Below are 12,371 nucleotides of genomic sequence, written 5' to 3'. Positions count from 1 at the left end.
GGGGACGAACCGGCGATTGACCCTGGTCAATGGCACAGCCCGGCAGGGCCAATAGCCTGCTTGCCAGGTTCATCGTCACCTCGCAGGCCCGCCATGTTTTCTCCCGCCGTTGATGCCCACTGGGAACTACCTCCCCCCGAGACCGCGCCTGCCCTCGCCTCCCTGGACACACCGGCTGCGGAAGCCAGCGTCGTCAGCGTCAACACGGCGCCCAGCTGGCAGCCTCCGCGCGAGACCGACGCAGCTTCCTGGCTGGGTTCCGCCGCCCTGCTGTGCTTCGCCCTGGCGCTACTGGCGGCGGCCTTGAGCCTTGCGCACCGCCGTAGCCATCCGCCGGCGCTGCTTCAATCACTGAGGCATTGAGCCCAGGGCCTCCAAGGCCGTTCGAAACCTAGTCGTCGGTGCCTCCTCGGCAGCGGTCCTAGATCACGACGAAGAAGCCCAGCTCGACGACATCGTCGGTCGGCAGCCGGAAGAAGGTCGTGGCGCGCATGGCATTGCGCAGCAGGAAGGCAAACAGGATTTCGCGCCAGAACGCCATGCCCTCGACCGCGCGATCCGGGATCACCGTCTCGCGGCCAACGTAGTAGGTGACCTTGTCGAGGTCGATGTCCAGCCCGTTTTGCGCGCAGAGACGCAGGCCGGCGGGGATGTCCGGTTGCTCGGTGAAGCCGTAGCTGAGCACCACCTGTTTCAAGTCGGAGGACACCTCGACGAACTTCGCGCGCTGCTCGTCGGCGACGCGCGGCTCGGCGGTGTAGGCCACGGTGAGCAGGATGACCTTCTCCTGCAGCACGTGATGGCGCTGCAGGTGACGCAGCATGTGCGGCGGCACCAGCCCCGAGGGCGTGAAGAACACCGCCGTGCCGGCGATGCGATGCATCTCGCGGCCGGCCAGCCATTGCTTCAGTTCCGTCACCGGCCGCGCATCGCGGCCCCAGTGCTTCAGCAGCAACTGGCGCCCCCGCGACCAGGTGGTCATCACGATGAACATCAGCAGGGCCACCGTCACCGGATACCAGCCGCCGTCTTCGATCTTGAACAGATTGGCCACGAAGAACGCGCCGTCGATGACCAGGAAGAACGCGGCCAGCGCGGCGGTCAGCAGCAGCGGCCAGCCGAAGCGGCGGGCGACGAAGAAGGCGAGGATGGTGGTGATCACCATGGTGGTCGCCACCGCGATCCCATACGCGGAAGCCAGCGCGCTGGAATTACCGAAGCCCAGCACCAGTCCGATGGTCGCCAGCATCAGCGCCCAGTTGACGAAGGGCATGTAGACCTGCCCCTGCTCCTCGGCCGAGGTCTGCACCACCCGCGCACGCGGCATCTGCCCCAGTTGGATCAACTGGCGTGTCAGCGAAAAGGTGCCGGAGATCACCGCCTGCGAGGCGATGATGGTGGCCAGCGTCGCCAGTCCGATCAGGGGATACAGCGCGAAGCTGGGAGCGGACTGATAGAACGGGTCCGACACCGTCGCGGCCGAGCCGAGATACAGGGCACCCTGGCCGAAATAGTTGAGCAGCAGCGCCGGCAGCACCAGCACGAACCAGGCGAGGCGGATCGGCCGGCGCCCGAAGTGGCCCATGTCCGCGTACAGGGCCTCGCCGCCGGTCACCGCCAGAAACACCGAACCCAGCACCAGAAAGCCGGCGCCGCCGTGATGCAGCAGGAACTCGAGGCCGTAAACCGGATTCACCGCCAGCAGCACGGTGGGATTGGCGACGATGCCGCGGATGCCAATGGCGGCGAGCGCCAGAAACCAGACGACGATGATCGGCCCGAACAACGCGCCGATGCCGGCGGTGCCGCGCTTCTGGATCCAGAACAGGCCGACCAGGATCGCCAGCGTGATCGGCACCACATAGTGCTCCAGCCCTGGGGCCGCGACGTTGAGACCTTCGACAGCGCTCAGCACCGAGATCGCCGGCGTCAGCGTGCCATCGCCATACAGCAGGGCGGCGCCGAACAGGCCCATGAGCATCAGCAGGTACCGGCCCGAGCCGCGCTGCGCGTTCCAGGGGTTGAGCAGCGCCACCATCGCGGCAATGCCGCCTTCGCCCTTGTTGTCCGCCCGCAGCACGAAGGCCAGGTACTTGACCGAAACCACCAGGATCAGCGCCCAGACGATCAGCGACAGCAGCCCCAGAACATTGCCGACCTCCGGCTGGATGCCATGCGCCGGGCTGAAGCACTCGCGCAGGGCGTAGATCGGACTGGTGCCGATGTCACCGAACACGATCCCCAAGGCACCCAGACTCAACTGCCAGTCGCGCTTTTTTTCCATGCGTTGCCGTCCTTCGTGGACAAAACCCCTTTTGACCGAATTTCGCGGCACGACCGAAACAGCCGCCAACCCGCGACCCTGCCGAGAAAGGCTCAACCCGGAGCAGGGGAATGTCGATGACACAGATCAGCGCCGCGCAGCGGATAGCGCTGGGCCGGGTTCCTTCAACGGTCAGCCGGGAGATCACCGGCAATGGCCGTCCGAGCGGCTATCGGGCCCATCAGGCTGACACTGCTGCCTGGGAGCGGGCTCGACGCCCCAAGGTCTGTAAGCTCGCACTGAATCCCGATCTCGCTCGCCGGGTGGCCGAGAAGCTGCAGCAGCAGTGGTCTCCCGAGCAGATTGCCGGATGGCTGAAGCGGACCTGCCCCGACGTGAGTGATCAGGTGTCCCACGAGACGATCTACCGCACGCTCTATATCCAGGCGCGAGGGGCGTTGAAGAAGGAACTCCTGGCTCATCTGCGTCGGACACGAACGATGCGCCGGTCGAGACATCACACGCAGAAGACTGGCGACCACGGACGAATTGTCGATACGGTGTCGATCAGCGAGCGTCCGCCCACGGTCGAGGATCGGGCGGTCCCGGGACATTGGGAAGGCGATCTTCTTTTCGGCACCACCGACACCCAGATCGCCACCCTCGTCGAACGGCAGACGCGGTACGTGATGCTGGTGAAAGTAGCGAGCAAGCACACGGAGGTCGTCGTCGATGCGCTGATCAAGAACGCGCGCAAGCTGCCGCACGAGCTCTACCAGTCACTGACCTGGGATCGCGGCCACGAGATGGCGGAGCATCAGCGCTTCACGCTCGCGACCGATGTGCAGGTCTACTTTTGCGATCCGCAGAACCCTTGGCAGCGAGGGACCAACGAGAACACCAATGGCCTTCTGCGACAGTACCTACCCAAAGGCACCGGTCTGTCAGTCCACTCCAAGCTAAGCTCAATGCCATCGCTCGTCGTCTGAACGAACGGCCGAGAAAGACCCTCAACTACCAGACACCTGCCGAACGATATCGCCAAGCAGTTGCGTCGATCAGTTGAATCCGCAGCCAGAAGGTACCAGTCGCCACCGCCCCCTCAAATAGCGGAAGGTCCTCCCGGCATGGCTCTGGCTTGAATGGCTTCATCGGTTGCTCCATCAAACGGAGCAGCGATCCGGCATGGAGAGACACTAGGCAAATTTTTCTGAAGGTCATACGTCAAATGATGATGCCTTGCTCCCGTACTAGTCGACAAGCTGTAATTCGCGTTCGGGAAACTATCATTTAGCGCAGGTAATAGGGAGAAATCACAGTGCTAGTAAAGCGTTTTGTTCTCGAGAACGTGAGAAGTTTTTTGGACCGAACCGAATTATTCCTTGATGGAAATATATCAATAATAATTGGCCCAAACGGTGGAGGCAAAACAAACCTACTGGACGCTGTCGTGGTTTTTTTGCGCCGCTATCTATTTGCTTCGATGTATGTAGTACATGCTCCAACTCCCGAGCAACAAGACAGGTACGAATTTCGTTTCAATGATGTTCTTAACCATATGATTCTGGAGCGTCACAGCCAGGGATCAAAGAAGGATCAGTTGCTAGAAGTTGAGTTGATTGCAACGGATTTAGATATTAAAAATTTGCACCGAATGTTTAATGACAATGGCCGATTACTTGCTGCAGCAGAGGAACGATATTTTTTTAATTCATCGTTGTCAAAAATCCAGGAGTGGGACTTAAGCGCTATCTCTGCAGGTCAGACCTTTACCTATCGCCTAGTTAATGGCTCATTGACTCACGACGAAACCCGCGCATCGTCAATTTTTCTAGAATACTTGCAGCTGTTTGAAATTGACGGCTCTTTGCGTGAGGAGCTAGGCGAAGCACCACTTAGCATCCCGCTAGTTTATTTGCCCATTAATCGCACTTCAAATGGCCTCCCATCTGCCGTGGAATTGGGGGGGTACAACTATCGGGAACTAAAGCGGCAAAATGATGCAACTTACTCTCGGAATGGCAACCAAATCGCAAGCCTAGCTGTTGGGCAGCTTGCTACAAAGTTTAGGCTTTTATTAGAGAAAAATGACGGTCAGGCCGAGATTGAATTAGAAAAAGACGAGAACCTTGGGCAACTAACTAAGCTACTCGCTGACCTCGGCTATGGCTGGGCGTTAAACTCCGTCAATCCTCTAAGAAATCAGTACGATTTTTTGCTGAAAAAGAATGGCATTTATTTCTCTGCAAGTGCCGGATCATCGGGTGAGCGGGAACTTCTAACTTATCTGTTGGCTATTTTTTGCTTAAATATAAGAAATGCGCTGATAATTGTTGACGAACCCGAACTTCATTTACATCCGAGATGGCAGAAAGCTCTACTTAAACTTTTCGCGACTCTATCAAAAAATACTGGCAATCAGTTTCTTCTAGCAACGCATGCTCCAACATTTGTGTCGCCAGAGTCCATTCAATTTGTTTCGCGAGTAACGAAAAAAAATGAAAAAAGTCACATTACGCGAATTAAATCTCACGAATTACCCGAAGCCAAACATCTATTCAATATAGTCAACAGTCAAAATAACGAACGAATATTCTTTGCAGATCACGTAGTACTAGTAGAAGGATTATCTGATCGTTTATTTTTTGAAGCCATTCTCGACAAGAATGGTCGCACAGATTCCTCTAAGATAATTGAAGTTGTAAGCGCCGGTGGTAAAAATTTTTTTGAGGCCTACAAAAAAATACTCGAATCCTGCGAAATAGATTATTCCATAGTTGCCGACCTAGATTACGTTGAAGAAATTGCACCCGCCGAATTTCATGATTTGTTCGTCGCAGATGCAGTAAGCATTAAGAGAGATGTTATCGACAATACAAAAAGTCGCGACGCAACGGCGCTTTGCCTAGCAATTGACTCGGCAATGCTCTCTCAGGACTGGGGAGAGGCAATATCTGTTTGGAATTACATTAAAAGCAGACAGCGAGCGCTTGTGGCTGATTTAACCATGGAAAAACGCAAGCTGCTTGATAGTTTTATAATTAAAAAAAGGGAGCAAGGGGTATTTATACTCAAACGTGGCGCACTCGAAGACTATCTTCCGGAAGGACATCGAAAGAAAGATTTGGACAAATTGATTCGCCTGTTATGTTTTCCTGATTACTGGGATAAATTACAACCGGATGGCAGAAGCGAGTTAAAAATTATTTCAGAATGTATTATTTCTCGCTCCAGTTAAATTTATAAATAAAGTTCCATGTGAGCTCTAATCTAGCGGCCGTCACTTTGAGGTTATGGCAGCTCTTCGCTTGTCGGGCGATTAAAAGAGTAAACGGAGGTCGCCAGATGATGTCTGGCTTTGAGCCATTCACCACTGTCCGCCGTGGGCTCAAGCCGTGTAAAAAATGTCCAACCGACCGGACTACCGATTGCCCTTTGGCTTCGTGGGCGAAATCCACCACTCAAAGCGACTGGGTAGCCCTCAAATTTTCGGCTAGGGAGACACAATCGGTACTGCGGGAGCGGCTCGGTAAGCACCATGAGTTCGTATTCGAACCATCCGGTGGAGCGTTGTTCGACCAAGGTGTGGAAAGAGGCGTGTCGCCGCGCCGGGATCGACAACTTCCGCTGGCATGACCTTCGGCACACCTGGGCGTCCTGGCATGTGCAGAGTGGCACCAGCCTTCAAGAACTGATGGAGCTTGGGAGCTGGACGACGCACGAGATGGTGATGCGATACGCGCATCTCGCGGCGGACCACCTTGTGACGGCGGCGTGCCGGATTGATGGCACGTTCTCGTCACAACGGGCAAAAATTCATCAACTCCGCGCGGCATAGCCGTACGAAGAAGTCTTTCGCCATCAAGGGATTAAAGATGGTGGCCGGGGACGGAATCGAACCGCCGACACGGGGATTTTCAATCCCCTGCTCTACCGACTGAGCTACCCGGCCAACCTGTGCTGCTAGCGCTCGCGGCGGCTGTCGGTAGCCGCGAGGCCGCGTATTAAAGCGGCGAGGCCCGCCCCCGTCAAGGAAAACCGGCGGCTTAAGCCTGGCTGGGCGGTACGTAACCGGTCTTGGTCAGCTCGCCGCTGCCAAAGAAATAGGTCTCCAGCTCCTCGCTGAGAAACTTGCGGGCCTTGGGGTCGGCGAGCGTCAGGCGGTATTCGTTGATCAGCCGGGTCTGATGCGCGATCCACTCGCGCCAGGCGTCTTTCGACACCTGCTCGTAGAGGCGCTGGCCGAGCGCGCCGGGCAGCGGCGGGCGGTCCAGGCCCTCGGCGTCTCGGCCGAGCTTGATGCAGTGAACAGTGCGGGTCATGGGGCGGGGCTCGGTGATTTTGGGGTCGCGCGGCGACGCGGGCGGCGGACGCTAGCAAGGGCGGTCTGCCCCAGCAAGTCGGTGGGCGCGGCCTGGCGCTCGGCGTAGCGGGCAATCGGCGCCGGTAGCGCGACCACGCCGGCGCTCAGCTCGGCCGGGTGGTGCCAGGCCTGCGGGACGGATTCGCGCAGGGCCTCGGCGGCCGCAGGCGCGACCAGACGGCCACGCAGGGGATGCAGGCGCAGGTCGTAATGGCTGAAGGCGTGGGCTATGGGCGTGTCGGTCTGCACCGCCTCCAGGCGCAGGCCGTGACGCTGCTGCAGCGCCGCCGCCCAGTCTTCGGCGAGGTCCACCACCGGCGGGCACCAGAGCCCGCCCCAGATGCCGGCGCCGGGCCGCTGCTCCAAGAGCCAGCGCCCCTGTTCGTCGCTGGCGACGATCAGCCAGGCCTCGCGCTGCGGCCGCGCCTTCTTCTTGGCCTTGGGTTTGGCGCCCGGCAGCTCGGCGGTGCGGCCTTCGAGCCTGGCGCGGCAGTCGGCGGCCAGCGGGCAGTCGCCGCAGCGCGGCTTGCGGGCGCTGCACAGGCTGGCGCCGAGATCCATCAGCGCCTGGGTGTAGTCGGCCAGCCGGGTCGCCGGCAGCAGGCGCTCGGAGCAGGCCCAGAGCTGCTCGGCCACCGCCGTCTCGCCCGGCCAGCCGGCGATGCCGGCCCAGCGCGCCAGCACCCGTTTCACATTGCCGTCGAGGATGGCGTGACGCTGGCCGTGGGCCTGAGCCAGGATCGCGCCGGCGGTGGAGCGGCCGATGCCGGGCAGCGCCAGCACCGCCGCGTAGTCGCTGGGGAACTCGCCGCCGTGGCGCTCGACCACCGCCCGGGCGGCGGCGTGCAGATTGCGGGCGCGGGCGTAGTAGCCGAGGCCCGCCCAGTAGCGCATAACCTCCTCGCCGGGAGCCGCCGCCAGACTGGTCAGGTCGGGAAAGCGGCCCAGGAAACGCTCGAAGTACGGGATCACCGCCGCCACCTGGGTCTGTTGCAGCATCACCTCCGAGAGCCAGACCCGGTAGGCGCTGCGCGGATGCTGCCAGGGCAGGTCGTGGCGCCCATGCTGGTCAAACCAAGCGAGCAGGCGGCTGGCGAAGCTGCCGGCATCCAGCCCAGGCAAGCTCATGGCGCGCGTTCCTGCGCCTGTGACTCCAGGCGCTGCACGGTGATCAGGGTTTCCTCGCGCAGGCGTCGTTCCAGCATCCAGGGGCCGAGCACCGGCGCCAGCCAGAAGTCCGGGCGCAGCCTGGACTCGAAGCGCAGCCGGCTGCGGCCTTCGCCGAGATCGATCACGGTCCAGTCCGACTCACCGCTCTGGAAGTCGCTGGCCGGCGGCGGCTCGGTAACCGCGACGATGCTGCCACCCTGCCCGCTCCACAGGCTGTGCACCTGCTGGCTGTGGCGCAGCACCTGGCACCGGCCCAGCACGCAGAACTCGGCCTGACTGACCAGATGCTGGCGCCCGTCGGCGGTCGGGGGCGACAGCGCCTGCACCTGCAATGAGGGGTTCAGGGCAGACAGCGCGGCGAAGTCGGCCAGGCGCGCGTAGACCGCGGCGGCAGGCGCGGCCAGCTCGGCAACCAGGCTCACCCGGTAGTCCGCGCCCTGGTGGCCGATGCTCAGCTCGCGCAAGTCGTAGGCGCAGGCCGGCGCCACGAGAAAACCCGCGGCCAGCAGTAGGCAGCGCATCCCGCCTCAGGGCTGCGGCGTGCTGCCCGGTGCCGGTTCGGCGGGCGGCTTCTTGTTGCCGCCGAACAGCTTCATCAGGCCCTTGTTGAGTTCGTCCACCGCCTTCTGCTTGATCTCCTCGCGGTGTTCCTGCAGCTCTTCCTTCTTGGCCTCGTACTGGCCGCGCAGCTTGTCGGCGGCCTTCTGCTGCAAGGCGGCCTGCCAGTCGATCTGAACCTTGGGCTTGAACAGGTTGCCGGTCAGGCGGATCGGCACCACCACGCCTTGCAGCTCGGCCAGCTCCTTGCCGCCCTGCCCCTTGGCGGTGCCTACCAGGGTCGGCTTGGCGAGGTAGTTGATGGTCTCGTTGGCGAGGTCGAGCTCGCCGGCGCCTTCGAGGCGGAACAGTGGATTCTTCGCCGACAGCTGGTCGGACTTGAGCACGCCGTTGACGATCTTGCCGGCGCCGCGCAGCTCGGCAAAATCGGTGGACTGCGGCTCGCTGCTCGCCGCTGCCGCCGGCGCCGCGCCGCCCTGGGCGACGCTGAGCAGGGCCTGGCCGTCGCGGATGGTCTTGCCCAGGTTGAAACCCTTGACCGCGCCATCCACGAAATTGAAGGCGACATCGCCATTGAGCGCGCGCCGCACTTCGCCGACCGTGCGGCCGCCGCTGTGCACATCCAAGGTCACCAAACCCTTGCCGCTGACATAGTCCTTGCCGAGAAAGTCCTTGAGCAGCGGCCCGGCGCTGATGCCGCTGAGCGTGGTCTTGAGCGCGTAGCCGGGCTTGGCACCGGGGCTGACATCCAGCGCCAGGTTGGCGTTGCCGCCGTAGAGCTGGGCGCTGAGCTGCTGGCGCTTGTTGCCGCTCTTGGGCGCGTCCAGCTTCAGCCGCACATCGCTGAGCGTCACGCCCTTCAGCTTGAGCTTGCCGATGGCGAGCGTGCCCTCGGCATTGAGCTTGTCGAGCATCTCCACCGGCAAGGGCGTGTCGTTGAGATTGGTCTTGGCGGCCTCGGTGCCGGTGGCAGGCGCGGCTGCGGCCTTGGGCGGCAGGTAGCGGTCGGCGTCGATGGCATCGAGCTTGAGCGCGAAGGCCAGCGCCTGGCTGCTGTAGTCACGCACCGCCAGCTCGCCGCTGAGCGTGCTGTCGTCCAGCTTCAGCAGCAGGTTCTTGAACGCCGCGCTCTTGGCATTGGCGCTCAGCCCGGCGCTCAGGCTAGCGGCCTGCAAGGTCTTGGCGTCGGCCATCTCCGGCAGCTTGATGTCCAGGCTGGTCAGCAGGCCGCGCGGCGAGAACGGCGCCACCGTTAGATCACCGCTGGCGGTCGGCAGCTCGCCCGTGAGCCCGGCCACCAGCAGCTGCTTGGCGCTGGCCTTGAGGCCGGCGAATTCCAGTTGCAGGCCGTCGATGCGGGCGCTGTCCTCGGCCAAGTCGGCACTGGCCGCGCTGCTCAGCTTGAGGCTCTGCGGCTTGCCGCCGGGGATGGCGCTGCCGACGACTTCCAGCGCCAGCTCCAGGCCCTTGAGCTCGTAGCGACGCTGGGCGAGGTCAGCCTTGAGGCTGGCACCCAGCACGCCCTTGGCGCTGAGCCTGGCCTGCTCGGCGGTGCCGGCCAGCAGCTGCTCGATATCGAGCTTGATCGGCGCCACCGTCAGCACCCGGCTGGGGCCGTCGTAGCCGAGCGACGGCGCCGCCAGCTGCAGCTTGGCGGCGAGGTTCTCGGCCGGAGTCACGCCGTCTTTCTGGCCGTCCAGCTTCAGCTTCAGGTCGCTGATCTGGGCCGAGCCGCTGTCGGCCTCGAAGCGCAGGTCGCCGTCGAATTCCAGCGCCGCGCGCGCCTTGGGCACACCGGAGTTGAGCGTCAGCGCGCCCTCGAAAGGCAGGGTCTCTCCCGCGCGCAGGCGGCCGAGCTTGAGCCGCAGGCCTTCCACCGCGTAGTCCTTGCCGGCCTGGGCGTCGGCGTAGCTGAGTGCCACGTCTTCCAGCTGCACGCCGGCGATGTCGAGATCGGCGAGGCCGTTGCCGGCTTCCGACTCCGCCGCCGGCTCGTCCTTTTTCTGCTTCTGCAAGGCCAGCAGATCGGCCCAGTTGCTGATGCCTTCGGCGTTCACCGCCAGCGCCGCGCGCAGGCCGGAGAGCTTGACCTCGCTGGCCTCGACCCGCTGGTCGCGCAGCAGCGGCAGCAGCCTCACCCCGACTTCGGCGGACTTCAGCCGCAGCATCGGCTCGCTGCCGAAGCCGGCGGCATTGCCAAGCACCGCGTCGGCAATCTCCACCCGCAGCCAGGGGAAGACGCTGAGCCGGATCTCGCCCACCGAGAATTCGCGGCCGGTCTCCTGCTTCACCTTTTCCGAGAGCTTGCCGCGGAAGTCGTTGGGGTCGAACAGGAAGGGCAGCACGACGATGGCCACGGCCAGCAACAGCAGCAGGCCGGCGAGGAGGACAAGGATGATCTTGAGCGGCTTGGCCATCGGACGATCCGGCAAAAACGAGGCGGGGCAATGAGTGTAGCCGCGCTGGCTGAACCAAAACCGTCCGTCGGCGGCTACGGCCGCAGGAGCCGGCCGCGGCTCGGGGCGGCCGGCCGCATCAAGTAAACTTCGCGCCCTTATCAGTCTGGCCGCCCGCCATGTCCAAAGCCCGCGCCTCCGTTTCGCCGAAAGTCGGCATCGTCTCCCTGGGCTGCCCGAAAGCCCTGGTCGACTCCGAGCGCATCCTCACCCAGCTGCGCGCCGAGGGCTATGTCACCTCGCCCAGCTACGACGCCGCCGACGTGGTGATCGTCAACACCTGCGGCTTCATCGACTCGGCCGTGCAGGAGTCGCTGGACGCCATCGGCGAGGCCATGGCCGAGAACGGCAAGGTGATCGTCACCGGCTGCCTGGGTGCCAAGAAGGACGTGATCCTGGAGCAGTTCCCCGACGTGCTGTCGATCAGCGGCCCGCAGGACTACGCCTCGGTGATGACCGCCGTGCACAAGGCGGTGCCGCCCAAGCACGATCCGCGCTTCGACCTCTTGCCGGCGCCGCGCAAGGGCAAGGGCAAGGCCGCCGACAACGATGTCGGGGTCAAGCTCACGCCCAAGCACTACGCCTACCTGAAGATTTCCGAGGGATGCAATCACAAGTGCAGCTTCTGCATCATCCCCTCGATGCGCGGCAAGCTGGCCTCGCGCAAGGTGGACGAGGTGCTGCGCGAAGCCGAGCGCCTGGCCAAGGCCGGGGTCAAGGAGCTGCTGGTGATCTCGCAGGACACCAGCGCCTACGGCGCTGACTTGAAGTACGCCGGCGGCGTCTGGCGCGAGCAGGAATACCAGAGCTCGATGCTTGATCTCTGCAAGGGTCTTTCCGAGCTGGGCATCTGGGTGCGCCTGCACTACGTCTACCCCTACCCGCACGTCGACGAGATCATTCCGCTGATGGCGGAGCGCAAGATCCTCCCCTACCTCGACATCCCCTTCCAGCACGGCTCGCCGACGGTGTTGAAGCGCATGAAGCGCCCGGCCTTCGCCGAAAACACCCTGCGGCGGCTGGAAGCCTGGCGGAAGATCTGCCCGGACATCACTATCCGCAGCACCTTCATCGTCGGCTTCCCGGGCGAGACCGATGCGGAGTTCGAGGAACTGCTGAGCTGGCTCAAGGAGGCGAAGATCGACCGCGCCGGCTGCTTCGTCTACTCGCCGGTGGAAGGCGCCACCGCCAATCTGCTGCCGAACGCGGTGCCGGAAGACGTCGCCCAGGCGCGGCTGAAGAAGTTCATGCAGACCCAGGCGCGCATCAGCAAGGCCAAGCTCAAGAAGAAGATCGGCAGCGTCATCGAGGTGATGGTCGACGAGATCGACGAGGAAGGCATCGTCACCGGCCGCTCCTGGGCCGACGCGCCGGAAATCGACGGCAAGGTCTACCTCTCCTCCGAAAGCGCGCTGAAGCCGGGCCAGATCGTCCGCGCCGAGGTGGTGCAGGCCGACGCCCACGACCTCAACGCCGAAGTGCTCGACTAGCTGCTGTAGCGTCGGTCGGCCGCCGCCGGCCATTGATCCCGCCGATCCGCCTGGCCACGGGTTCGGGCTAG

General features: G+C 62.7%; 8 protein-coding genes, 1 tRNA gene and 2 pseudogenes. 5 read left to right on the top strand and 6 right to left on the bottom strand.

The annotated features are described in order from the left end of the window. Positions 1-93: 93 nt before the first annotated feature. Positions 94-363 carry a hypothetical protein gene (locus tag AC3WT6_RS14960; protein ID WP_492654403.1) on the top strand — a complete coding sequence of 90 codons (270 nt, stop codon included), beginning with the start codon at positions 94-96 and terminating at the stop codon, positions 361-363. Positions 364-421: 58 nt separating this feature from the next. On the opposite strand, the gene AC3WT6_RS14955 is transcribed toward AC3WT6_RS14960, so the two are convergent. Then, positions 422-2,284: a potassium transporter Kup gene (locus AC3WT6_RS14955; RefSeq protein WP_492654402.1), complete on the bottom strand. Its 1,863-nt coding sequence runs from the start codon at positions 2,282-2,284 to the stop codon at positions 422-424. 149 nt (positions 2,285-2,433) lie between these two features. Here AC3WT6_RS14955 and AC3WT6_RS14950 point away from each other — a divergent pair. The 3 genes and pseudogenes from AC3WT6_RS14950 to AC3WT6_RS14940 all read left to right on the top strand — a co-directional run. Next, positions 2,434-3,329: pseudogene (locus AC3WT6_RS14950) on the top strand (IS30 family transposase); the annotation flags it as partial. 252 nt (positions 3,330-3,581) lie between these two features. Next, a complete protein-coding gene (locus AC3WT6_RS14945) occupies positions 3,582-5,501 on the top strand; it encodes an AAA family ATPase (protein WP_492654401.1) in 1,920 nt (639 codons plus the stop codon). A 306-nt stretch (positions 5,502-5,807) separates the two neighbouring features. Then, positions 5,808-6,101 (top strand): annotated as a pseudogene (locus AC3WT6_RS14940) (tyrosine-type recombinase/integrase); the annotation flags it as partial. Positions 6,102-6,139: 38 nt separating this feature from the next. Here AC3WT6_RS14940 and AC3WT6_RS14935 read toward each other — a convergent pair. From AC3WT6_RS14935 to AC3WT6_RS14915, 5 genes are all read right to left on the bottom strand, one after another. Then, positions 6,140-6,215 (bottom strand) — tRNA-Phe (locus AC3WT6_RS14935). A 94-nt stretch (positions 6,216-6,309) separates the two neighbouring features. Next, positions 6,310-6,585: an oxidative damage protection protein gene (locus AC3WT6_RS14930; RefSeq protein WP_492654400.1), complete on the bottom strand. Its 276-nt coding sequence runs from the start codon at positions 6,583-6,585 to the stop codon at positions 6,310-6,312. Further along, positions 6,582-7,754, bottom strand: a complete 1,173-nt coding sequence (gene mutY / locus AC3WT6_RS14925; RefSeq protein WP_492654399.1) for an A/G-specific adenine glycosylase — start codon at positions 7,752-7,754, stop codon at positions 6,582-6,584. Before mutY ends, AC3WT6_RS14930 begins: the two co-directional genes overlap by 4 nt. Then, positions 7,751-8,317 carry an SRPBCC family protein gene (locus tag AC3WT6_RS14920; RefSeq protein ID WP_492654398.1) on the bottom strand — a complete coding sequence of 189 codons (567 nt, stop codon included), beginning with the start codon at positions 8,315-8,317 and terminating at the stop codon, positions 7,751-7,753. Before AC3WT6_RS14920 ends, mutY begins: the two co-directional genes overlap by 4 nt. Before the next feature lie 6 nt (positions 8,318-8,323). Beyond that, complete coding sequence (locus tag AC3WT6_RS14915) at positions 8,324-10,771, bottom strand: AsmA family protein (protein WP_492654397.1); 2,448 nt, start codon at positions 10,769-10,771, stop codon at positions 8,324-8,326. A gap of 158 nt (positions 10,772-10,929) precedes the next feature. On the opposite strand from AC3WT6_RS14915, the gene rimO reads away from it, so the two are divergent. Continuing rightward, complete coding sequence (gene rimO, locus AC3WT6_RS14910) at positions 10,930-12,300, top strand: 30S ribosomal protein S12 methylthiotransferase RimO (protein ID WP_492654396.1); 1,371 nt, start codon at positions 10,930-10,932, stop codon at positions 12,298-12,300. Positions 12,301-12,371: the final 71 nt, after the last annotated feature.

The organism is Stagnimonas sp. FW305-C-60 (assembly GCF_058782965.1).
This window is presented reverse-complemented; position numbering and strand designations above follow the sequence as displayed.

Coding starts and splice junctions, on each gene's coding strand:
- rimO (WP_492654396.1), top strand. CDS start 10,930: ATGTCCAAAGCCCGCGCCTCCGTTTCGCCGAAAGTCGGCATCGTCTCC.
- AC3WT6_RS14960 (WP_492654403.1), top strand. CDS start 94: ATGTTTTCTCCCGCCGTTGATGCCCACTGGGAACTACCTCCCCCCGAG.
- AC3WT6_RS14955 (WP_492654402.1), bottom strand. CDS start 2,284: ATGGAAAAAAAGCGCGACTGGCAGTTGAGTCTGGGTGCCTTGGGGATC.
- AC3WT6_RS14930 (WP_492654400.1), bottom strand. CDS start 6,585: ATGACCCGCACTGTTCACTGCATCAAGCTCGGCCGAGACGCCGAGGGC.
- AC3WT6_RS14915 (WP_492654397.1), bottom strand. CDS start 10,771: ATGGCCAAGCCGCTCAAGATCATCCTTGTCCTCCTCGCCGGCCTGCTG.
- mutY (WP_492654399.1), bottom strand. CDS start 7,754: ATGAGCTTGCCTGGGCTGGATGCCGGCAGCTTCGCCAGCCGCCTGCTC.
- AC3WT6_RS14920 (WP_492654398.1), bottom strand. CDS start 8,317: ATGCGCTGCCTACTGCTGGCCGCGGGTTTTCTCGTGGCGCCGGCCTGC.